We start from the raw sequence: 22,301 nt of genomic DNA, 5'->3' as shown, positions 1-22,301 counted from the left end.
CATGTGGGCGAACAGAAAGTGTTTCCGCCGCGGGCTGGTGGCCGCGACCGTGGCCGCGGTCCTGGGGCTGACGGCGGCCGCCTGCGCGGGTTCCGACGGCGACAGTGGCGCGGTCAGCGGGACTGGTGGTGACAGCAGCCCGGTGACGATCCGCTTCATGTCGTACAACTACGGAACCCCGTGCTGCGGTGCCGGCACCCAGCAGCTGATCGACGAGTTCCAGAAGGCCAACCCGAACATCAAGATCGCGCCCGAGGCTGTGGCGGCCGCCGACGTGCTGACCAAGCTGCGCACCGAGACCGCCGCGGGAAGCCCGCCGGACGTCGCCCAGCTCGGCTGGAGCAAAGCGGGCGAGGCCCGCTCGACCCTGCCGCTGGTCCCGGTCCAGGACATTCCGTCGGCGGCGGAGTGGAAGGCCGGCACCGACGGGATCTACCCGAACATCCTGAAGGCGGTCAGCAACCCCGAGACCGGCAAGAACGACATCATGCCGTTCTCCATCTCGGTGCCGATCATCTACTACAACGCGGACGTCTTCCGTGCGGCCGGGCTGGACCCGGACAAGCCGCCGACGACGCTGGCCGAGGTGAAGACAGCTGCGGCGGCCATCACGAAGAGCGGTAAGCAGGGCGTCTACTTCGCCGTCGCCGACCCCGGCAAGTCCGACTACATGACCCAGTCGGTGATGAACAGCGCGGGCGGCGGTGAGGTCGACGCCAGCGGCGCCGTCACCGTCGACTCGCCCCGGTCGGTCGCCGGCCTCAACGCGATCCGCGACCTCGTCGTCGGCGGGCTGCAGCCCAAGGTGACGGCGACCGATGCCCAGGCTGCCTTCGCCGGCGGGAACATCGGCATGATGATCTTCACGACGGCGGCCATGGCGACGTTCGAGAAGTCGGCGGCGGGCAAGTTCGACCTCCGTACCGCCGCCTTCCCCTCGTTCGACGACGCGAAGGCCAGGCCCACCTACTCGGGTGCCGGCCTGGCGGTCTTCAGCAAGGACAAGCGCAAGCAGCAGGCGGCCTGGAAGTTCATCCAGTTCCTGACCAGCCCGCAGGGCTTCACGATCCTGACGAAGACCATCGGGTACCTCCCGCTGCGGCCTGCCATCGTGTCCGATCCGGCCTACCTCGGCGACTACTTCAAGCAGAACAAGCACCTGCTGCCGTCGCTGGGCCAGATCGACGACGTGACGCCCTACACCTACTTCCGGGGCAAGCGCGCCAACCAGGCGGTGGTCCTGCTGCAGGACGAGGCCGTCACGCCGATCGTCCTGCAGGGGGCGGACCCCGCGGCGGTGCTCGGCACGGCCGCGGACAAGATCCGGTCACTGGCACAGTGACCGGAGCGACGATGGCCGGCGTCACATCCGGACGTGTTCCCGCCCCGTCCGCGCAGGAGGGCCGGGGCGGGCGCGGCGGCAGCGGCGCCCGGCTCCGTTCGGGGCCCTGGATGTACTCGGCGCCGGCCATCCTCTCTCTGGTGGCCTGGGTGTACGCGCCCATGGCCGCGACCGGTGTCGCGAGCCTGCTGGACTGGAACCTCACCTCGCCGGCCAGCTACGTCGGCCTGGCCAACTACCGCCGCCTGCTCACCGATCACGACTTCCACCAGGCGATCTGGCAGACCGGATGGTACGTGATCATGATGGCGCCGCTGGCCACCGTGGTGCCGCTCGCCCTGGCCATCGTCCTGTGGCTGCGGCCCGGGAGAGCCTCCAGCGTCTACCGGGCGCTGTTGTTCCTGCCGGTGGTGCTGGCGCCCGCGGCCAACGCGGTCTCCTGGCAGTTCATCCTCAACCCGCTGCAGGGGGTCACGAACGCCGCCCTCACCGGCCTGGGGCTGCCCGGCCCGGGCTGGTTGAACGACCCGTCGTGGGCCCCGCTGGTCATCGTGGCCATCACCGCGGGCAAGATCGTCGGCCTTAACACGCTGCTGTTCTCCGCCTCCCTGTCCGCGATCGACCAGTCCACCCTGGAGGCGGCCCGGGTCGACGGCGCCAGCAGCTGGGAGACCGTCCGCCATGTCGTCGTGCCGCAGCTGATCCGGCCCGTGGTGCTGCTCGGGCTGCTGTGCGTGCTGCTGGCCGGCCAGTGGGTCTTCACCAACGTCGCCCTCGTGACCCAGGGCGGACCGAACGGCGCCACCGACAACGTCTACTACCGGCTCTACACCTACGCGTTCACCTTCTTCGAGACCGGCACCGCCGCCGCGGCCGCGGTCGTGATCGCGGTGGGTGTCGCCGCCGGCTATGTACTGGTGCGGCTGCTGTCCGGACGGATCCGGCGCGCCGACGGGCCGGTGGCGGGGTGAACACGATGCCGTGGGCCCGGACTGGTGCGGCCGCCCGGCACGTGGCTGTGCTGACTGTCATCGTGGGGCTGCTGTTCCCGCTGTTCTGGGTGGCGATCACCTCGCTGCGGCCGGCGAACGACCTGTTCTCCACCAGCCCGGTCCCATGGCCGATGTCGGCGGAGAACTACCGGGACGCGCTGTTGCGGTTCCCGATCGGGATGATGCTCCTGAACACCCTGATCATGGCGCTCGGCGCGACCCTGCTGCAGGTCGTGGTGGCCATCGGGGCGGCCTACGCGGTGGTGCGCTTCCGCCCGCGCTGGGGCGGCGCCGTGGTGCTGCTCGCGGGCGCGGCGTTGGTCATCCCGCCGCAGACACTGATCATCCCCCAGTTCCTGGCCGCCAGCCACCTGGGCTGGCGCAACAGCTACCTGGGGCTGATCATCCCGCAGCTCGCGGCGTGCGGCCTGCCGATCCTGCTGCTGCGGGAGTACCTGGCCGCCATCCCCACCAGCCTGATCGAGGCCTCGGTGATGGACGGCGCCCGGCCGGCGGAGACGCTGCGGCTGGTCGTGCTGCCGCTGTTGCGGCCGGCGCTCGCCGCCGTGTCGATCCTGGTCTTCATCAACACCTGGAACGAGTACCTGTGGCCGACGCTGATCGCGCCCCAGGCGAACCGGACGACCATCCAGGCCGGGTTGCAGCTGCTCGGGAACCAGGAGGGCCCGCCCTCCGGCGCGCTCCTCGCGGCCGCGATCATCACGACGCTTCCGGTCCTCGCGGTCTACGCCGTCGCGTCGCGGCGCATCACCAACGCCTTCCTTCAGTCGGGGATCAAATGACGGACGCAGTGCAGACATCCGTGGCGGCGGTGCCCGCACCGGCGGCGGTGCCCGCACCGGCCTGGGCCTCCGAGCCCGCCCAGGCGGACCCGGCCGCCGCCACCGCCGCCACCGCCGCCACCGCCGCCACTGCGGCCACCGCGGCCACCGCGGCCGCGCCCTCCGGTGGGATCGAGCTGCGTTCGGTGCGGAAGTCGTACGGCGCGACGCTGGCGACGGACCTGCCCGCGCTGACCATCCCGGCGGGCTCCTTCACCGTGCTCGTCGGCCCGTCCGGCTGCGGCAAGTCGACCCTGCTGCGCATGATCGCCGGTCTCGAGACGCCGGAGGCCGGCCAGATCCACATCGATGGGCGGGACGTCACCCGCGCCGAACCCGGTGACCGGGGTGTGGCGATCGTGTTCCAGGACTTCGCCCTCTACCCGCACATGACGGTGGCGCGCAACGTCGGCTTCGGGCTGACGCTCGAGGCGAAGCACGCCCGCCGGGGTTCGCTGCCGCGAGCGGAGATCTCACGGCGGGTGGGTGAGGTGTGCGACCTCCTCGGGCTGGGTGACAAGCTCGGCCGCAGGCCCCGCGAGCTCTCCGGCGGCGAACGACAGCGGGTGGCCCTGGCCCGGGCCCTGGTCCGCCGCAAGCCTGTGCTGCTGCTCGACGAGCCGCTGTCCAACCTCGACGCCGGCCTGCGGGCACATGCGCGGGCCGAGCTCATCCGGCTGCACCGCGAGGTGGCGGGAACCTTCGTCCTGGTCACCCACGACCAGGCCGAGGCGCTGTCGCTGGGAACGAGGGTGGTGGTCCTCAACGAGGGCCGGCTGGAACAGGCCGGAACTCCGGAGGAGATCTGGAACCGCCCGGCGAACCTTTTCGTGGCACGTTTCCTCGGCAGCCCCGCGATGAACATCCTGCCGGACTCGCGGGGCCCGACCGGCACCGGGACCGGTACGGGCACCGGGACCGGCAGCGCCACCGCCGACGGCGCCGGGGCGGACGACCGGCACCGGCTGCTGGGCTGGCGCCCGGCCGACGCGATCATCTCGGACGTCACCGGCCCACCGCCCGACCCGGGCGCGGGCGAGGCGTTCGAAGGCGTCGCCGATGTCGTCGAGTTCGTCGGAGACCGGCGGATCGCCCACTGCGTGAGCGAACGCGGCCCGTGGAGCGTCGAGTTTCCGGCGACCATCCGGATCACCGCCGGCCAACGGATACGCGCACTGGTTCCCGCCGGATCCCTGCACCGTTTTGACGCGCAGACAGGAGTGAGACTGTGACGACCACGCCGGCTCCGGCCGGAACCCGAACCTCCCCGTTCTCCGCCTTCCATCCGTTCGCCGGCGAGAGCCCCGACTACGACGGCCTGCGCGAGGTTCTGCAGAACTTCGTCCCCTTCAACACCCTCGTGGACCTGACCATCGCCGAGGTCTCTCCGACCGCTGGCCGGGTCACGATCGCTCACCGCGCTGAGCTCACCAACGCCGTCGGCACCCTGCACGCGGGTGTGCTCTTCCTGGCGGCCGACATGGCGGGCTCGGCGGCGTTCCTCGGGGCGACCGCCCACCGGCTGCGGGGGCTGACCATGTTCGTCCTCAAGAACTGCCGGATCGACTTCCTGAAGCCCGGTGCCGGTGACGTCTCGGTCGCGGTCGTGATGGACGAGCGGATCCTGACCGCCGCGCTGGCCGACCCCGGCGCCGTGCGGGTGAGCTGTGACGCCAAGGCCTACCTGCGCGACAGCGCGGGGATCCTCATCGGGAAGGCCTACCTCGAGTTCGTCTGCGCGTTCGACGCCGTCAGTGCCCCTGATGCTGTCGTTGCCCCTGATGCTGTCGGCGCCGACGACGAGGGCTCGGCGGGCCATGCCCGGCGCTGAGGCGGGCTCCGTCCCCGTGCCCCGGGCCGAGCCCGAAGCCGCCGACCTCGCCGCGGAGGAGAGCATCTGGCTCGTCCTCGGCCGGGGCCTCGCCCGCCACGGCGACCGGACCGCCGTGCGCCATCTGACGGAGCGGGGCTGGGAGGCCGTCAGCCACCGGGAGTTCGGCGAACTGGTGGATCGGTTCACCGCCCGGCTGCGCGGCCACGGCGTGCGGCACGGCGACTGGCTGGCGCTGATGGGCGACAGCAGTCTGGACTGGGCTGTCGCCGACCTCGCGGCCCTGCGCATCGGGGCCGTCGTGGTGCCGATCTACCCGACCAGCTCGGCCGACCAGGTCGAGCACATCGTCCGGACCACCACGCCCACCGTCGGCGTCGCCGACACCCCGCACCGCCGCGCCCTGCTGCGCGACGCCGGCGTGGGCACGGTCATCGTCGACCCGACAGCGCCACTCGACCCGACAGCGCCACTCGACCCGACAGCGCGAGTCGACCCGACGGCGCCACCCCGGCTGACACCGGTGGGCTCCGGCGTGCCGGCGGGGTCGGTGCTGGCGGAGTCGGTGTCGGCGGGGTCGGTGCCGGTCGACGCCGTGGCGGTACGTGACGACGGCGGCCGTCCGGTGACCGCCGAGGATGTCGCCACCGTCGTCTTCACCAGCGGCACCACCGGCGAGCCCAAGGGCTGTGTGCTCACCCATCGCAACGTCTACTGCGGGGCGGCGAATGTCGCGGCGGCGCTGCCCGAGATCTTCGCGCCGGCCGACGGGACGGCCCCCCGCACGGTGATCGCCCTGCCGCTGTCCCACATGTACGGCCGTTCGACCCTGTTGGCGACCCTGCTCGCCGGCGGTGAGGCGGTGGTGGTCCGACAGCCGGCCGAGATGTTCGGTGCGATGTGCCACCGGCCGCCGACCTTCCTCGCGCTCACCCCCTACCTGCTGGAGAAGCTCGACCGGGCGGTGCTGGAGGACGAGCGGGAGGGGGGTGGCCGCGCGGCCTGGGCGGTGGGCTCGCTGGCCCACGTCATCTGCGGCGGTGCGTCCCTGGCGCCCGAGCATCAGGAGTCGTTCCGCCGCCGTGGAATCACGGTCCTCGGCGCCTACGGCATGACGGAGTCGGCGGCAGCCGCCGCGGTCAACCGGGCCGCGGACAACCGGATCGGCACGGTCGGCCGCCCGAACCCGGGGACGTCCGTCGTCGTCGACGACTCGGGCGAGCTGATCATAACGGGCGGGAACGTGTCGCCCGGTTACTGGGGCGAGGCGGATCTCGACCGGCGCGAGCCCGGTCCGTACTCGGTCCGTACCGGTGATCTCGGGGTCGTCGACGACGACGGCTTCATCCGGATCACCGGCCGACGCAAGGACATCCTGGTCACCTCGTCGGGCAAGAACGTCGCGCCCGCGCCGCTCGAGGACCGGCTGCGCGCGGACCCGCTGATCAGCCAGTGCGTCGTCGTCGGCGACCAGCGGCCGTACGTGACCGCGCTGATCGCCGTGGACCCCGCGGAGGCGACCCGGCGGCGCCTGTCGCCCGCGGACGTCGCGGACCGGGTCCAGCGCGCGGTCGACGCCGCGAACACCCTGGTGTCCCGGGCCGAGTCGATTCGGCGGTGGCGCCTGGTCCCCGGCGAGCTCAGCGTCTCCACCGGTCATCTCACCAGCTCGGGAAAGCTCGTCCGGGCAAAGGTCCTCGTCGATCTCGCGGACGAGATCGACGCCCTCTACCGCTGACCGCGTCGCGTCGGGTCGCCCACCGCGCGGCCACCAGCGGCCACCAACGGCCTTCGCGCCGAGCGGCACCGCGGTCACCGCGGGACGGAGCCGCAACCCGGCCCCGTGTCTTCGCCAAGGAAGGACGTCATCATGGCAGCCGGAACACTGAGCGCTGTTTCCTCTCCTGTACCTCCCGACGACATACCGGACGCGATCGTCACCGCGGAGGAGTTCGGCTCGGACGGGTACAGCCTGGCCTGCGTCCGGGTCGCCCGCCGGCTGGGGCCGATCTACCGCTGGCGAATCAGCGACGACTACGCCCCGCTGCTCATCTCGTCCCAGGAGCTGGTTGCCGACGTCTGCGACGACGCGCGCTTCGGAAAGGACCTGGGCGCGGGACTGCGCTTCGCGCGGGAGTACATCGGGGACGGCCTGTTCACGGCATACACGGAGGAGGAGAACTGGCGGAAGGCGCACACGGTCCTGCGGCCCGCGTTCGCGGTCGACGGCCTGCGCGGCTACCACGCGTTCATGATCCGTGCCGCCCGCCGACTGCTCGACCGCTGGGACCAGGCGGCGGCGTCAGGGCCGCGCGGCACGGCCGGGACCGCGGCGACCCCGGTCGACGTCCCGGGCGACCTGACCAGGATGACGCTGGACACCATCGGCCTCGCCGGCTTCGGCTACGACCTCGACTCGTTCGCGCGCGACGAGCCGCATCCGTTCGTCAGCGCGATGAACGGGGCCCTGACCTACAGCCGCCTTCAGGTGGGCTGGGCACCCGGCGACGAGGATCCGGAGCTGACCCGGCAGTACCGGGCGGACTGCGCGACCATGGCCCAGATCGTCGACGAGGTGATCGACGCGCGGAAGGCCGCGCCGACCACCGGCCCGCGGGATCTGCTCGACCTGATGCTGACCTCCCCGTACTCGCAGACTGGGGAGCTGCTCGACGAGCTGAACGTCCGCTACCAGGTGATCAGCTTTCTGATCGCCGGCCACGAGACGACGTCCGGGCTGCTGTCGTTCGCGCTCTACTACCTGATGAAGAATCCGGAGACGCTGCGTCTGGCCCAGCGAGAGGTCGACGCCGCCTTCGGTGGGGATCCCGATCCCGAACCGGGCTTCGCCGAGGTCCGGAAGCTGACCTACATCCGGCAGGTCCTTCAGGAGGCGCTGCGGCTGTGGCCGACGGCCCCGTCATTCGACCGGCGCCCGCTACACGACACCCTGCTGGCCGGCCGGTACCCGGTCCGGGCCGGTGAGACGATCAGCGTGGTGACCACCATGCTGCACCGCGACCCGGTGTGGGGCGACAACGTCGAGCTGTTCGATCCCAGCCGGTTCGACCGTGACCAGATGGCCCGGCGCCCGGCGCACTCGTACAAGCCGTTCGGCACCGGGCAGCGGTCCTGCATCGGGCAGCAGTTCGCGCTGCACGAAGGCACGTTGATGCTGGCCCTGCTCGTCCACCGATACCGCCTGCTCGACCACGCCGACTACTCCCTCGACGTACGACAGACGCTGACCCTCAAGCCGGCGTGCTTCACGATGACGCTGGCCCGCCGGTCGCCCGCTGACCGCGAGCGATGGACGTCCGCCACGCCCGGGCGGTGACCGACCCGCGCCGGCAGGCGCGGGGCCAGCGACAGGCAACAGTCGCGGAAGGCATCACCAGGAGGTTGGTCCGTGACCGACCGAGTGATGAGAGTAGGCCCGTGTGACCACCGTGTCCGACCAAGCAGTCCACGATCCCCGCGACGGCGACCTGGTCCGCGCGACCGCGGCGCCGGTGAACCGGCTGCGGGAGGCGACCCGCGAATTCAACGCGCTGCGCAGCGGAATACGTGGCGGCCTCGCCGCCGACACCTCCGCCCAGAAGAAGAGGGGGAAGTGGACCGCGCGTGAGCGCATCGACTATCTCTTCGACGACGGCACCTTCAACGAGGTCGAGATGTTCCGCCGGCATCGGGCCAGCGGGTTCGGCATCGAGCACAAACGGCCGCACACCGACGGTGTGATAACTGGCTGGGGGGCGATCGAGGGCCGCACCGTCTTCGTCTACGCCCACGACTTCGAGGTCTTCGGCGGCGCGCTCGGCGAGGCCCACGCCGAGAAGATCAGCAAGGTGCTGGACATGGCGGCCGCCGCCGGCGTCCCGGTCATCGGGCTGTGCGACGGCGCAGGCGCGCGTATCCAGGAGGGCGTCACGGCGCTCGCCGGCTACGGCGACATCTTCCAGCGGATCACCCGGAACTCCGGGGTCATTCCACAGATCAGCGTCATCCTCGGCCCGTGCGCCGGGGGTGCGGCCTACTCGCCTGCTCTGACGGACTTCGTGTTCATGGTGCGTGGGATCTCGCAGATGTTCATCACGGGCCCGGACGTCGTGCAGGCCGTGACCGGGGAGATCGTCAGTCACGAGGGCCTCGGTGGCGCCGACGTCCACGCCACGCTGTCCGGGGTGGCGGCCGGCGCCTACGACGACGAGCCGACGTGCCTCGACGACATCCGGTATCTGATGTCCCTGCTGCCGGCGAACAACCGTGAGCTGCCGCCGACCGTGGCCACCACCGACCCGGCGGACCGCCCGACCACCCGCCTGCTGGACGTGGTGCCCGCCGAGGGATATCGCTCCTACGACATGCGCATGGTGATCCAGGAGATCGTCGACGACGGTGACCACTTCGAGCTCCACGAGACCTGGGCGCCGAACGTCGTGTGTGCCCTGGCCCGGCTGGACGGCTCCACCGTCGGGATCGTCGCGAACCAGCCGGCGGCGTTCGCGGGCGCGTTGGACATCGACGCGAGCGAGAAGGCGGCCCGGTTCGTGCAGACCTGCGACGCCTTCAACATTCCGCTCGTCACGCTGGTCGACGTCCCGGGCTTCCTGCCCGGTGTCACCCAGGAGCATCAGGGGATCATCCGGCACGGAGCCAAGCTGCTGTACGCGTACTGCAACGCGACGGTGCCTCGGGTCCAGGTGATCCTGCGCAAAGCCTACGGCGGGGCGTACATCGTGATGGACTCGCGTTCGGTGGGCGCCGACCTCTCCCTGGCGTGGCCGACGAACGAGATCGCGGTCATGGGAGCCGAAGGCGCCGCGAACATCATCTTCCGGCGGGACATCTCCTCCGCCGACGACCCCGACGCCCGGCGGGCGCAACGCATCGCCGAGTACCGCGAGGAGCTGATGCACCCCTACTACGCGGCGGAGCGGGGCCTGGTCGATGACATCATCGATCCCACGGAAACCCGGCAGGCTCTGATCAGAGCGCTCGCCATGCTGCGGTACAAGAATCGGCCGCTGCCGGCGCGCAAGCACGGGAACCAGCCCCAGTGAGTGGTTCCGGGGCGCTGGCGCTGCGCATCGTCAGGGGCGGCCCGGAGGCCAGCGACATCGCCGCCCTGGTGGTGGCCCTTCGGGCGCTGGACTCCCGTCGCTCCCGCCCTTTCCCGCGTGCTCAGGGGTCGGGCTCCCGGACGGCCGACGGCCGTCCGGCGTGGACGGCACCGGACCTGTGCCAGCCCACCGGCGTCTCCTGGACGGACCGCTAGATCCTCACCGGGCGGTGCCGCCGACCCGGGAATCTGTCAGACCAACCAGATGGGTTCTTGTTCGCCATGATCCTGTTCGTCACGGAATCTTTGCCGGAATCCGTCGCGGCGTTCACTGCGAAATTCACCGCGAAATTCAAGGCGGCATTGTCGGGACGCCCGGGTGTTCCGGCATGACCGCCACCCGGCACGAGCCCCGGTGGATCAGGCTCGTCGGCGCCCACAATGTCCGCGACCTGGGCGGGCTGCCCGCGGCCGGCGGTGCCGTGCGCCCGCGGGCGCTGCTGCGCGGCGACAACCTCGACGCGCTGACCACCGAGGACATCGCGGTGCTGGGGAACGACGTCGGCCTGCGTGCGGTGGTGGACCTGCGCGCGCCGTTCGAGAGTCCCCGGGCGGCCGCATGGTTCCCGGAGCTCGGCGTCTCCTGGCTGCACGAGCCCCTGGCCGACCTCTCCGGTCTGACCGATCCGGCGGCGTTGCGCTACCGGGCCGGCGACGAGCTCGCCGCCTTGTACACGACGATGCTTGAATCGGCCGCCACCGGCCTGGTCCGCATTCTGCGGTTCCTGGTCTCGGGCGGGCGGACACCCGCGCTGGTGCACTGCGCGGCGGGCAAGGACCGCACCGGAATCGTCGTGGCGGTCCTGCTCGCGGCCGCGGGTGTCGAACGGGACGCGATTCTCGCCGACTATCTCGCGACCGAGCAGCGAATCCAGCGGGTCAGGGCGGCGCTGGACCGCCGCGCGGAGTACGCCCACCTGCGGGCCGCGGGCTCGTCCGCCCGGGGTTCCGGGGCTGTGCCCGCCCTGGACCCGAGGGCCGTCGGCAGCGTGCTGGATCTTCTCGATCACGCCCCGGGGGGCGCCGTGGGGTTCCTCGTCGCGAGTGGCGCGAGCACCGAGGAGATCGACCGCTGGCGTGAGCTGCTCATCCAGCCCGCCGGGGACTGAGAAGGCCCGGTGGTGGTCTCGTCTGCGCTTTGTCGACCATCGCGCGAGGGCGTAACTGAACCGTGTAACAACCGCCTTCGAAGTCCGACGGCGCCCGCACCCGCGCGGCCTGCGTTTGGCAGGCGCGGGTGGGTCTGCCGAGAGGGAGTGAATCCTCTGCCAGGCCAACGGAGATCGCCGGGTCCGCCGGGTGGTGGTGGTTGTGGTGGATGTGGAACCCGCCTGGCGACTCTTCCGACGTGCGGACCGGGAAGCGGCGGGTGACAGTGGAGGAGGCCGCCAGAGCCGGCCGGCGGGGACCTACGCCGGTTATGGAAGGAACCTGTCGACGTGGGAGCTTTGATGATCCCGGGGGTGACCCTGGGGAGTGAACTGGGTCAGGGCGCCTCAGCTGTGGTGTATCGCGCTGTGCGGAACGGCGAGCACTACGCGGTGAAGTTGTCCCGTCATGTCCCGCCTGCTGAGGTGATCCGTTCCTTCCGGAGGGAAGCCACCGTCCTGGCGTGCATCCGGCATCCGAACATCGCCAGAGTGTTCGCCGCCGGGGAGGTCGACGGCAGGCCCTACCTGGTGCTTGAGCTTGTCGACGGGGATTCGGTGGCCGCTCGTCTCGGCGCYGGCCCGCTGTCCATCCCCGACACTCTGCGCGTCGGTCGAGACGTGGCGAGCGCGCTCGCGGCCGCGCACCGGCTTGGACTCGTCCATCAGGATGTCAAACCAGCGAACATCATTCTCGGCCCGAGTAGCCGGACCGTCCTGGTTGACTTCGGATTGCTGGGTCGGGCCGGTGGCGTCGTACGGGACACCGTTGTCGGCACGGTCCGGTTCAGCGCACCGGAGCAACTCGGCATGCTGAACCGGCCCGTGGACGCCCGCTCGGACCTGTATGCCCTCGGCATCGTGCTGCATCTGTGCCTCACCGGCACGCCGCCGTTCGAGGCTGACGATGTCGCCGGGCTGATGAGGCTGCACGCCGTGGCAGCGCCGCCAGACCCGAGGAGCAGACGCGAGGGTATCCCGCCGGGTCTCGCGAACATCGTCCGCACTCTCCTGGCCAAGGACCCGGATGACCGTTTCCAGTGCGCGGAGGATCTGCTGGCGGCGCTTGGCGCGGTCGCCGAGCTGGAGTCGCCTACGGCGGCGGCCCAGCCGTGCCCCGACGGGTCGGCGGACCGTCTGGTCGGTCGCGCCGTGTGGCTCGAGGTGTTGCGGACGGCCTGGCACCGGTGCCGCGGCGGCGATGGGGAGCGAACCGTGGTCGGTGTCGGCGGCGACGCGGGTCTGGGTAAGACCCATCTGGTCCGGACGTTCGTCCGGGAGGCATGCGCGTCTCCTCGGACCATCCTGATGGAGGCGAAGTGCGCTGATCTGGCAGACGCGCCGTTCGCCACGTTCCACGCCTTGGTGGACAGTTATCTGCGCGCGCCGCCCGCAGCCGGCCCTACGGCCGAGGCCCCGCTCACGCGACTGCGCGCGGCCGCCGGTGATGATGCTGCCGCGCTCACCCATCTTCATCCCTGCCTAGGCGATCCCGACCGTCCTCGGAAACCGGAAACGGTCGACGTGGCGGACACTGGAGTTCAGCTCCGGCTGGCCGCGGCGCGATTCGTTCGGCATCTGGCCCGGCTCAGCGGGGGCCTGCTGCTGTGGGTGGATGACACGCAGTGGCTCGGCGCGGCGGACCGCCAACTCCTCGAGGAGATCGCCCGCGATCCGGCGCCGGCGCCGCTGCTGGTCGTCGCGACCGCCCGTGACGCCGCCGGACTGCTCTCGGCCGGGACCTCCCGCAGGGTCGCCGTCTGGCTGGAGCCGCTCAGCGAGCCCGAGGTCGCCGAGCTGATCCGGAGCTTTCTCGGCGATGTCGCCGACGACCGCTTCGTCCAGGACATAGCAATCCGTTCGTCCGGTAGCCCGCTTGCGGTCTTCGAGTATGTGCGGGCAGTGATAGATGCCGGCCTGATTCAGCCTTCATGGAGTGGTTTCGATCTTGACCGGGAGGGATTCGACTCGCTCGCCCTCCCGGACCACGTGCTGGGGCTGATCAGACGTCGCGTCGCTGCCCTGAGCCCCGCTGCGCTGCCGTTGCTGAGAACCGCGGCGGCGATCGGGCACCAGTTCGACGTGGACGTGCTGGCGGCCTCGTCCGGTGCTCTTCCGGAACGCGTAAGGCTCGCCCTCGCCGACGCCGAGCACCACCAACTCGTCACGCCTGCGCAGGGCCGGTGGTCCTTCGTGCACGACTGTGTGCGCGAGGCGCTGCTGCTGACCTTCGGCAAGGATGGCCTGCGCCGCGCGCACGCGGCGATCGCCGACGCATTGGAAGCGAGAGGCGCGACCTGCGGCACCGACCTCTTCGCCGTCGCCCGCCACGCGATCAGCGGAGGACTGCCGGCGGCCCGGCAATATCGTCATACCAGGGCCGCGGCCGAGGCCGCGCTCGCCGAGCGCGCTCCGGTCGAGGCGGAGGATATGTTTCGCGCGGCCGCGAAGGCGGCGGAGCGGGCCGGCGTCGCCCCCGACGCCGCGTTCGAAACGGGCTTCGGTCTTGCCTGCTCCCGCCGCATCCTCCCGGATCAGGCGCGTGTGCACTTCGCGCGTGCCTTGGAGCTGGAGAGCGACGCGCTGGCCCGGGCGGTACTGCATGCCGAGGCGGCGGGCGTTGAGTACGGGATGCGGAACTACACTGCTGCGGCCACCCATGTCCGTCAGGGCCTCGCCGAGGTCGGGCGACCGTTCCCGAATTCGGCGCTGGTCGGCCCGGTAGCGCTGGGCCGTCTGCTCTGTGCCTGGATCGTGCGCTGGCCGGCGACCGGGTTCGGAACGGCGACCGGCGAGACAAGACGGCGGTACGAGATCGAGCTGCGGTTACACGAGGTCGGCGGCCCCAACGCGCTCTTCCTTTTCCACGTCCCCTCTTTTCTGTGGCATCTCAGTGGCTTGTACGCGATGCGACGGGTTGGCATCGGTGAGCTTTTCATCCGCGGACACGTAATGATCAACGTCGCGGCGGCGGAGTTGGGTCGAGGGCGGGCGGTGCGCCGCTCGATCGACACCTTCCGGGCGCTGGCGAGCAAGACCGGTAATCCGGTCCTTCTCGCGGAGGTCGACCTTTACGCGGGTATCGCGCTCCAGTTCCTCGGCGAGACGACGGCCGCCAGCGAACAGCTCGAATCGACGCTGCGTCGGGCGGCCCGCTGGGTCGACGCCTCTCTGTATGACAACGCGGTGACGGCGGCCACCCTCGACCTCTCCTACCGAGGGTTCTGGCGCGAGGGCTTGGCTTGTCTGGAACCGGGTGCCAATGGCATCAATCACGTCTTGAATGACCTCCGAATTACGAGATGTCGACTGTCGCGCGCGCTCGGAGGTGCTGGCGAGCGCCTCGGGCCAGCACTCACCGAACTTCCGCCAGCAGAAAAGGAGCCGGTCCGCAACTTCTTCGCCTATCACGGTCTGATGCAGAACGACCTTGAGGAAGGTCGACTCGGAGAGGATTTCGACCGGCTGGTGACCCAGGCCGATGCCCTCGGCTGCACGCCGCTGCGGACGGCAAAATACTATAGATACTATTGGATCACCAGGGCGCGAGGGCGCCTTGAACAGGCGCGGCTGGCGATCGGCGATGATCGGGCGGGGCGGGTGAGGGTGGCCCGCCGCTGCTTGAGAGAGGCGTTGCCGGCTGCGGTGACGCCCCTGTTCCGTGCTGATCTACTTGTGCTCAAGGCCATTTCGGACCAACTGGTCGACAGGCCAGGACGGGCATTGAGATGGTTGGCGGCGGYCGAACGGCTCGCCCTCCGGCTGGACGCTCCCCGAATCACCTTCGACGTGTTCGTCGAGCGGGCACGGTGCCTGCGCTCGCTCGGCCGCGATCGCCAGGCACGTGAGCAGGCCAGGTATGCCCTGTCCTTGGCGGACGGTTACGGTTGGGTCCCACGCGGGCGTGCAGTCCGACACGAGTTCGAACTCTCCGACAGTGCGAACAGTCAGGTCGGGAAGCCTGCCGTGGTGAGTTCGGGCCGGGACCGGCGCCGCCTCGACGCACTCCTGCGAGTCAGTGCCGCTGCGGATGTGACACTCGATCCGGACGCGGTTGCTGACATCGTCCTCACCGAGATCATCGATATTCTCGGCGCGGACCGTGCCATCCTCCTCTTTCCCGCGGACCCGACCGGAGATGGAGACCGGCCGCACCCGCACAATGCCGCCGCGCTGATACCCCACGCCTGGCGGACGGCCGGGGAAGACGCCCCGATGGATCTGTCTCGCTACGCCCGTAGCATCGTCGCCCGGGTTCACGCGGAGGGAAACCCTCTGGTCGTGACCGGCACCTCGGAAGGGGCGGCGCTCGGCTCCGACAGCGCGGTCCAGCATGGACTGCGGAGCATCCTGGCCGCTCCGGTCCCGATCGAGGGCCGCGCTGCCGGGGTGATCTACATAGACAGCCAGGTCGCCAAGGGCCTGTTCACCGAGGACGATGTTGACGTTCTCGTGACACTGGCCAAGCAGGTCGGGATCGCGCTGCGCACGGCGGAGGCCGCCCGTCTGCAGACTCGCCTTGCCACCGAACGCCGGCAACGCGAGTTGGCCGAGGTGCTACGCGAGGTCGCCGAGCAGGCAGGGGCGACGCTGCGGTCAGGAGACGTCCTGCCGAGGGTCCTGGCCGCAGCGCGGCCTGTCCTTCCGCATGACGCGGCGTGGGTACTGGAACGGCGGCCCCAGGCGATGATGCGGGTCATGGAGGTCACCGGAAACGTCGATTCGCGCGCGGTTGGGACGGTTCTTCCGGATCCCCCGGCCCAGCTGGCGCCTGCCTTCGACGGTGTCGCGGTCAGCGACACCAAGGTCGCTGTCCACCTGCCGGGCACGCCCTGTCCGCTGACCTCCTGGCTGGCGCTACCGGTCGCCCCGCCCCGCGCCGTCCCGACCATCCTCGTGCTCGCCTCCCAGAACGAGGGCCAGGAGCGGGCCCTCCAGACCGAGGTGGCGCGGATGGTCCTCGACACCGCGGCGACGGCCTACGAGAACGCGCGTCTGTATGAGGAGGCACGGCATTCGGCCGCGACCGACCCCCTCACCGGGCTACCCAACCGGCGGCATTTCCTTGAACAGGCACGTGTGAAAGCGGGCGTCCGCGCGCAAGCGGGGGCAGCTATGTCCGCCATGATGATCGACGTTGACCGATTCAAGCAGGTGAACGACGCGCACGGTCACAATATCGGCGACGAAGTTCTTGTCGAGATCGCCCGGCGGATCGAGCGGTCGTTGAGAAGTGACGATCTCGCCGGGCGCCTTGGCGGGGAGGAGTTCGCCGTCCTCGTTACCGGCGACGCCGAGATGGCCTACGCGCTCGGCGAACGTGTCCGGCTAGCTGTATGCACACACCCCGTGCCGACTTCCACCGGTCCACTGACAATTACCGTCAGTGTCGGTACGGCGTCCTTCGAATCTGCGGAGTCCTCGATCCCCGCAGTACTGGAACGCGCCGATCAGTCCCTGTATGCCGCGAAACGCGGGGGTCGGAACCGGACTGTCACCGCGGAGCACTGACCGGAGAGGCCGTCCGAACCGAGTTCCAGGTCCTCACCGAGATCCGTAACCGGGGTGTCGAGGACGTGTGCATCGCCGTCTGTGACGGGTTGAAAGGCCTCCCGGAATCGCATCCAGCCCTCCGCTGCCCTATTAGGCCGTCCTACGGGCTTCTAACCGGTGAGGAACCGGACGGGAGGGACGTGCTAGCGGCTGCCGGTGGCATCGACGATCCAGGAGAAGTCGCCGTTGGCGAGAGCCTCGCGCCATTCCGCGGGTGCGGGGCCCATCAGGGTCTGCATATCCCAGTAGTCCTTCCAGAGGGTGATCACGCCGTCCTGCACGACCTGCACCGACAGGCAGGGCAGCACGATCTCCTCGCCTGAGGCGAAGCGCCAGATCTCGTGATGCTCCGTCATCACCGTGTCGCCTTCGCTGACTGTCCTGATCTGATCGTTCTCAAAGGCGGCGAGGCTGTCCAGGACGGACTTCGCGCGAGCGACGATGCCTTTCGGCCCCTTGGCCGCCAGGGTGGGCCCTGCGGGCACGTCCCAGTACACGGAGTCGTCACCGAAGAAGTCGTGGAGGTGCTCCCAGTCACGGGCGAAAAGTGTCTCCCAGAACTCCGCTACAAGCGCCTCGGGGCTCGTCGTGGACGGGGCGTCGGACATGGTCGGCTCCTAGTACGCGGTACGACGGTGCGGTACGACGATGCGGAAGGGGGCTGCCGTTGCCGTGGGCGGGTACTGCCCTCAAAGCGTGACGACGGTGCGGCCCTTGGTCCGGCGGTTCTCCATGGCGTCGAGCCATTCGGGGACGTCGGCGAGCGTGATGCGCTGGCCGATGACCGGTCGCACGATCTCCCGCCGGGCCAGCTGCAGGATCTCGTTCCAGATGTCGATGCCCTTCGCCGTCGACATGAAGTTCATCCCGAACGCCCGGGAGGGGCGGGGGTTCTCGACGGTCATGAAGCAGACGCCACAGATATCGAAGTTTCCGTAGATGCTCGGCTGGAGGTTGACGCCCGCTTCCTCGGCGGCCGCGTCGGCCGAATAGCCGATGATCAGATGGCGGCCGTTGAACGCCATCACCCGGAACGTGTCGCGGGTCGTCTGCCCGCCGACGGTGTCGAACGCGACGTCGACGCCCCTGCCGTTGGTGACGTCCAGGGTGTACGCGACGAAGTCATCCTCCTGGTAGTTCACCGCGTAGTCCGCGCCGAGGCCGCGCGCGAACTCGACCTTCTCCGCCGAGCCGGCCGTCGCGATCACGGTCGCTCCGGTCGCCTTGGCGAGCTGCACGGCGCCCGACCCGATCCCGCCGGCCGCCGCGTGGATCAGCACGACATCGCCTGCGGAGGTCCTCGCCCGCTCCTTCAGCGCCAGCCAGCTCAGCATGTACGGGAAGTACATCGCGGCGGCCTCGGCGGTGCCGAGCCAGGACGGGACCAGCTGTACCGTGCGCTCCGTGAGGACGGCGACCGAGGCATAGCCACCTTTTCCGCCGGCGGTGCACCCGACGACCCGCGCGCCGCGCAGATGGTCGGTACCCGCCCCGCAACGCTCGACGACGCCGGCTGCGACCATGCCGGGAACGAACGGGGGATCGGTCTTGAACACCCACCGCCCGTAGATCGAGTCGATGTCGTTGAAGTCGAGGCAGAACGCCTCCGTCCGGATCCGGACCTCTCCCGGACCGGGCTCGGGTACGTCGACGTCGCGCATCTCGAGTGCGCTGGTGGGCGCGGCCAGCCTCGTGGCGACCCAGGCCTGCGCCACCGCGGTCTCGTTCGTCGTCACTGCTGTGCCCTCCGTTGTCACTGCGACGGGTTCCGTCACCGGACACCGGTGGCGTCGTAAAGCCAGGACCGGTCACGTCCAAGGTTCGCGATCCAGGACGGGGGCGCCTTCGTGAGGAGGGCCTGGAGGTCCCAGTAGTCCTTCCAGATGGCGATCACACCGTCGCGTATGACGTGTACCGAGACGMAGGGAAGCACGATCTTCTCCCCGCCGGCGAACTGCCAGATCTCCGCGTGCTCGGTCATGACCGTGTCGCCGGAGGCCACCGTCCGAAGATGGTCGTTGCCGTAGAAGACGAGGGCGTCGAGGACCGACGTGGCCCGGGCGATGATGTCCTCCGGGCCCCTGGCCGCCACGGTCGGGCCGGTGGGCACATCCCAGTAGACGGAATCCGGGCCGAAGAACGTGCGCGCGCGGTCCCAGTCGCGGGTGTACATCGCTTCCGTGAACGCGGCGACGATCTCCCTGGGGGTCGCGCGCGCCGTGGTGTCGGGCATGGTCAGCTCCTTGGTGCCGGCCGGCCGCTGGCCGGCGGAAGGCTGGTGGACGGCTAGCGGACGGGTGATGGGGCGGCGTCCGGCTCGGCGCACACGTCGACGGGAATCGCGGTGATGTGGGACATGCAGCTCACGGGATCGAAGGCCCCTGGCCCCCGCGGTGTCAGGACGTTCACGTTCGCACCGCCACGGCGCTGGGCCACCGGCATACCGGTCGTCGCCGCATTGCCGAAACCGTGGGTCATCGCCACCACGCCGGGGCGCAGCCGCGGGTCGAACTGCACCTCGGCGGCAAGCGCGCCCCACTCGTTGCTGACCGAGACCCGCGACCCGGCGGTGAGACCGAGGCCGGCGGCATCGTGCGGGTTCATCCAGAGCGGGTTCGGCCAGTCGCCGGGGCGTCTCGTCGGCAGGTTTCCCATGGCCGAGTTCAGCGCGTCCCGGGTTCGTCTCGTGACCAGTTTGAAGCGCCCCGGATCCTCGGCCCGGAGCTCCTCGAACAGGGCGTGCCCCCGGGCGAGCGTCGAACCGAGCGCCTCGGGCACGCAGTCGAGCGGGCCGTCGACCCCCAGCCGTTCCCGGGAGCGTTCGGCGCCGTCCTCATGTAACGGCACGACGCCGCCCGCCGCGCGCAGCGCGGGCACGTCGAGGCCCTTCGGGGCGAGCGCCCGGTCGAACAGCAGCGGCAGGGCGTCGGTCGCGGCCGGGTCGAGCAGGGGCGTGCGGCCCATCGCCTGCAGAATCTGGCCGAGGATGCGCCACTCCTCGCGCTGCTGCGCGTCGGCCTCGACCACGGCCGGTGTCCACTGCAGGTAGGGCTCCACCTGAATGCCCTGGACGAAGGTGTTGAGATCTGCCCGCTCGAACTGGTCGGTGGCCGGGAGCACGAAATCGGCCAGCTCACCGGTGGCGTTGCGGTAGAGGTCGATCGTGACGAGCAGGTCGAGCGAGCGCAGTGACTGCGTGAGCTGGGGTCCGCCGCCGACGCTGAGCGCCGGGTTTCCGGCCACGACGACCAGCGCCCGCAACGGCTCCTCGGCCGCGCCGATGAACTCGGGGAGCAGGGCGGCGGGGAGCAGGCCCATCGCGCGCCGGAAGTCACCCCATTGAGTCGTGTAGAACGAGGCCGCGGTCCGGTCGACGGGTCCGAAGCGTGCCCCGATCCCGCGGGCGGGGAAGTAGTTACCGCCGGGCCGGTCGAGGTTTCCCGTCAGCAGGAGCAGCATCTGGACGAGCCAGTAGGCGAGGGCACCTTGGCGGCCCATGTTCAGGCCGGTGGACACATGGATCGCCGCGGACCCGGCGGCCGCGAAGTCCCGGGCGAGCTGCGCGATGACCTCGGCGGGAAGGCCCACGACGTCGGCCACCGCGTCGGGGGAGTACGGGGCGACGAACGCGGCGACCTGCTCGGCACCGGTGACCGTTCCCTGCTCGGCGTCCGTCCGGAAGCCCACCGTGCGGTGGATCTCGTGCAGGATCGCGGCGAGCAGGTAGGGGTCGCTGTCCGGCCGGATCTGCAACGTCGGGCCGATGTCCGGTTCGACGTCGACGGGGTTCACGAAGATGACGCGGCCGCCGCGGTCGCGGATGCGCCGCAGCTCCACGACCGGGTTGGCGACGCTGATGAACGACGACTTGCTGACCCGCGGGTTGGAACCGATCACGAGCAGCAGCTCGGTGCGCCTGAGATCGGGGATCGGGTTCGCGCTCGGCGAGCCGTAGAGCAGCTCGGCGACCGCGTACTTGTTGGAACAGTCCTGCGTGGCGGCGGAGAAGACCCGATCCGTCCCCAGCGCGCCCGCGAAGTGCCCCGAGGCCGCGCTGCCCAGGGCGTTGAACGCGACCGGGTTCCCGATGTAGATGCCCGCCGCCCTCGGGCCGTGCTCGGACATGGCGTCCCGCATCCGCGCGGCGATCTCCTCGAGGGCTTCGTCCCACGAGACGGGGACGAAGCGGTCGCCTTCCCTGCGCAGCGGTACCCGCAGCCGGTCCGGGTCGCGGTGCAGGTCGATGGCGCGAAGGCCCTTGTTGCATGCGGCGCCGCGGGTGACGGCGTGATCGTGGTCCGGCCGGAGACGGACGAGATGGCCGCGCTCGACCGTGGCGACCGTTCCGCAGCCGGCCTCGCAGAGCCGGCAGTAGGTGCGGACGGTGCCAGCCGGCCCGTCGAGCAGCCCGGCCGCGGTGCCTGTGCGCCCATGGAGGTGAGAGGACTCAGGATTCATGGATCACCAGATCGTGCATGGCGGCAGACTCGCATGGTTGAGACATGCACCACAAGGGTTGCATTATGCAACCGGCGTGGCAAAAGTACGGACATGGCCCGCCCATCGCCGCAGACAGACAGGGTTGTCGCGCTCATCGAGCTGATCGCGCTGCGTCCCACCGAGGGCGTGACCCTGGCGGACGTCACCCGCGGCCTGGGCGTGAACAAGTCCACCTGCCACTCGATGCTCAGCGCCCTCACCTCGGCAGGCTGGCTGCTGCGCGACCCGGTCCGCAAGCGCTACTGCCTCGGCCCGGGTCTGGTCGCGGTCGGCCGGGCGGCCGACGACGGCTTTCCCGCGCTCGCCTTCGCCAGGCCGGCGATGGCCGAGCTCAGCGCCGCCGCCGGCGCGAACTGCCTGGTGCTGACCATCGGCCGAGACCAGTTGACCGTCGTCGACGAGGTTCGTCATCCACGGGCCGCGGCCGGCGGCCTGCGGGTCGGCTCCACGGTCCCTCTCCGTCCACCGTTCGGCACCGCCGTCCTCGCCGGCGACGACACCGACCGCTGGCTGGCGCAGGCGCCGGCCGCGCACCGCGAGCGCTACGCCGCGGCGTTGGCCTCGGTCCGGGCGCGGGGCTACGCCGTCGAGCTGGCGCCCGCCCCCACCGAACAGCTGCGTCGCCTCGCCAGCCGCCTCGGCCTGCCCGGGCTGATGGAGCGGCTCACGGAGGAACTGACTGGTGATGACTACCACCTGGTCCAGGACCTCGAGCCCGAACGCGAGTACGACACGACCTCGATCAACATCGCGGTACCCGGCCCGGGGGCCCAACCGGTCCTGCTGCTCGGCCTGACCTGCCTGCCCGCGCCGCTGTCCGGTGCCCGCATCGCCGAGCTCGGCAGCCGGCTCATCGAGGTGGCCGGCCGGCTGGGCACCGCCCTGGCGGGGACGTCCGGAGCAGCGCCAGCCTCGTAGCCCATTCACCGGCGTGCACAGACCGCTGCTGGTCAACGCTTCTTCCAGCGCGG

The 22,301-nt window shown here is 70.4% G+C and carries 17 protein-coding genes and 1 pseudogene; 13 read left to right on the top strand and 5 right to left on the bottom strand.

Annotated elements, in window-relative coordinates:
• Window position 1: 1 nt before the first annotated feature.
• The 10 genes from CcI49_RS34300 to CcI49_RS34250 all read left to right on the top strand — a co-directional run bounded on the left by CcI49_RS34300 (window position 2) and on the right by CcI49_RS34250 (window position 11,238).
• A complete protein-coding gene (locus CcI49_RS34300) occupies window positions 2–1,342 on the top strand; it encodes an ABC transporter substrate-binding protein (RefSeq protein WP_116437572.1) in 1,341 nt (446 codons plus the stop codon).
• A gap of 11 nt (window positions 1,343–1,353) precedes the next feature.
• Complete coding sequence (locus CcI49_RS34295; RefSeq protein WP_083749890.1) at window positions 1,354–2,313, top strand: sugar ABC transporter permease; 960 nt, start codon at window positions 1,354–1,356, stop codon at window positions 2,311–2,313.
• Window positions 2,314–2,318: 5 nt separating this feature from the next.
• Window positions 2,319–3,137, top strand: a complete 819-nt coding sequence (locus CcI49_RS34290; protein ID WP_054566600.1) for a carbohydrate ABC transporter permease — start codon at window positions 2,319–2,321, stop codon at window positions 3,135–3,137.
• Window positions 3,134–4,408 carry an ABC transporter ATP-binding protein gene (locus tag CcI49_RS34280; RefSeq protein WP_083749883.1) on the top strand — a complete coding sequence of 425 codons (1,275 nt, stop codon included), beginning with the start codon at window positions 3,134–3,136 and terminating at the stop codon, window positions 4,406–4,408. The genes CcI49_RS34290 and CcI49_RS34280 overlap by 4 nt, the downstream gene beginning before the upstream one ends.
• Window positions 4,405–5,007, top strand: a complete 603-nt coding sequence (locus CcI49_RS34275) for a DUF4442 domain-containing protein (protein ID WP_054566276.1) — start codon at window positions 4,405–4,407, stop codon at window positions 5,005–5,007. Before CcI49_RS34280 ends, CcI49_RS34275 begins: the two co-directional genes overlap by 4 nt.
• A complete protein-coding gene (locus CcI49_RS34270) occupies window positions 4,994–6,745 on the top strand; it encodes an AMP-binding protein (RefSeq protein WP_054566277.1) in 1,752 nt (583 codons plus the stop codon). Before CcI49_RS34275 ends, CcI49_RS34270 begins: the two co-directional genes overlap by 14 nt.
• A 132-nt stretch (window positions 6,746–6,877) precedes the next feature.
• Entirely contained in the window at window positions 6,878–8,344 is a 1,467-nt protein-coding gene (locus tag CcI49_RS34265; RefSeq protein ID WP_054566278.1) for a cytochrome P450, read from the top strand.
• Between the two features lie 214 nt (window positions 8,345–8,558).
• Window positions 8,559–10,070, top strand: coding sequence for an acyl-CoA carboxylase subunit beta (locus CcI49_RS34260; RefSeq protein WP_347280165.1), 1,512 nt, complete (start codon window positions 8,559–8,561; stop codon window positions 10,068–10,070).
• The gene (locus CcI49_RS34255; protein WP_076833543.1) at window positions 10,067–10,285 is read left to right on the top strand and encodes an acyl-CoA carboxylase epsilon subunit; all 219 of its coding nucleotides are present in this window, start codon (window positions 10,067–10,069) and stop codon (window positions 10,283–10,285) included. Before CcI49_RS34260 ends, CcI49_RS34255 begins: the two co-directional genes overlap by 4 nt.
• A gap of 173 nt (window positions 10,286–10,458) precedes the next feature.
• Complete coding sequence (locus CcI49_RS34250; RefSeq protein WP_076833541.1) at window positions 10,459–11,238, top strand: tyrosine-protein phosphatase; 780 nt, start codon at window positions 10,459–10,461, stop codon at window positions 11,236–11,238.
• Window positions 11,239–11,625: 387 nt separating this feature from the next.
• On the opposite strand, the gene CcI49_RS43835 is transcribed toward CcI49_RS34250, so the two are convergent.
• Window positions 11,626–12,210 carry a hypothetical protein gene (locus CcI49_RS43835; RefSeq protein WP_241840421.1) on the bottom strand — a complete coding sequence of 195 codons (585 nt, stop codon included), beginning with the start codon at window positions 12,208–12,210 and terminating at the stop codon, window positions 11,626–11,628.
• On the opposite strand from CcI49_RS43835, the gene CcI49_RS34245 reads away from it, so the two are divergent.
• Window positions 12,199–16,788: a diguanylate cyclase gene (locus tag CcI49_RS34245; protein ID WP_241840418.1), complete on the top strand. Its 4,590-nt coding sequence runs from the start codon at window positions 12,199–12,201 to the stop codon at window positions 16,786–16,788. The two genes, CcI49_RS43835 and CcI49_RS34245, sit on opposite strands and share 12 nt — an antisense overlap.
• Window positions 16,789–16,808: 20 nt before the next feature.
• A pseudogene (locus tag CcI49_RS43830) lies at window positions 16,809–16,910 on the top strand (transposase); the annotation flags it as partial.
• A 63-nt stretch (window positions 16,911–16,973) separates the two neighbouring features.
• On the opposite strand, the gene CcI49_RS34240 reads toward CcI49_RS43830, so the two are convergent.
• The 4 genes from CcI49_RS34240 to CcI49_RS34225 all read right to left on the bottom strand — a co-directional run bounded on the left by CcI49_RS34240 (window position 16,974) and on the right by CcI49_RS34225 (window position 21,288).
• Entirely contained in the window at window positions 16,974–17,438 is a 465-nt protein-coding gene (locus CcI49_RS34240) for a nuclear transport factor 2 family protein (RefSeq protein WP_054566282.1), read from the bottom strand.
• Window positions 17,439–17,519: 81 nt separating this feature from the next.
• Window positions 17,520–18,566, bottom strand: a complete 1,047-nt coding sequence (locus CcI49_RS34235) for a zinc-binding dehydrogenase (protein ID WP_054566283.1) — start codon at window positions 18,564–18,566, stop codon at window positions 17,520–17,522.
• Between the two features lie 35 nt (window positions 18,567–18,601).
• Window positions 18,602–19,063: a limonene-1,2-epoxide hydrolase family protein gene (locus tag CcI49_RS34230; RefSeq protein ID WP_076833631.1), complete on the bottom strand. Its 462-nt coding sequence runs from the start codon at window positions 19,061–19,063 to the stop codon at window positions 18,602–18,604.
• 53 nt (window positions 19,064–19,116) lie between these two features.
• Entirely contained in the window at window positions 19,117–21,288 is a 2,172-nt protein-coding gene (locus tag CcI49_RS34225; RefSeq protein ID WP_054566284.1) for a molybdopterin-dependent oxidoreductase, read from the bottom strand.
• Window positions 21,289–21,381: 93 nt separating this feature from the next.
• Here CcI49_RS34225 and CcI49_RS41800 point away from each other — a divergent pair, with 93 nt between their 5' ends.
• Window positions 21,382–22,248, top strand: a complete 867-nt coding sequence (locus CcI49_RS41800) for a helix-turn-helix domain-containing protein (protein WP_054566285.1) — start codon at window positions 21,382–21,384, stop codon at window positions 22,246–22,248.
• The last annotated feature ends 53 nt before the right edge of the window (window positions 22,249–22,301 follow it).

This window comes from Frankia sp. CcI49, from assembly GCF_001983215.1.
Classification (GTDB): domain Bacteria; phylum Actinomycetota; class Actinomycetes; order Frankiales; family Frankiaceae; genus Parafrankia; species Parafrankia irregularis.
The sequence above is the reverse complement of the archived record's forward strand: the minus strand, read 5'-3'. Positions and strand labels throughout refer to the sequence as shown.

Coding starts and splice junctions, on each gene's coding strand:
- CcI49_RS34240 (WP_054566282.1), bottom strand. CDS start 17,438: ATGTCCGACGCCCCGTCCACGACGAGCCCCGAGGCGCTTGTAGCGGAG.
- CcI49_RS34265 (WP_054566278.1), top strand. CDS start 6,878: ATGGCAGCCGGAACACTGAGCGCTGTTTCCTCTCCTGTACCTCCCGAC.
- CcI49_RS34225 (WP_054566284.1), bottom strand. CDS start 21,288: ATGAATCCTGAGTCCTCTCACCTCCATGGGCGCACAGGCACCGCGGCC.
- CcI49_RS34290 (WP_054566600.1), top strand. CDS start 2,319: ATGCCGTGGGCCCGGACTGGTGCGGCCGCCCGGCACGTGGCTGTGCTG.
- CcI49_RS34250 (WP_076833541.1), top strand. CDS start 10,459: ATGACCGCCACCCGGCACGAGCCCCGGTGGATCAGGCTCGTCGGCGCC.
- CcI49_RS34300 (WP_116437572.1), top strand. CDS start 2: ATGTGGGCGAACAGAAAGTGTTTCCGCCGCGGGCTGGTGGCCGCGACC.
- CcI49_RS34280 (WP_083749883.1), top strand. CDS start 3,134: ATGACGGACGCAGTGCAGACATCCGTGGCGGCGGTGCCCGCACCGGCG.
- CcI49_RS34270 (WP_054566277.1), top strand. CDS start 4,994: ATGCCCGGCGCTGAGGCGGGCTCCGTCCCCGTGCCCCGGGCCGAGCCC.
- CcI49_RS34295 (WP_083749890.1), top strand. CDS start 1,354: ATGGCCGGCGTCACATCCGGACGTGTTCCCGCCCCGTCCGCGCAGGAG.
- CcI49_RS41800 (WP_054566285.1), top strand. CDS start 21,382: ATGGCCCGCCCATCGCCGCAGACAGACAGGGTTGTCGCGCTCATCGAG.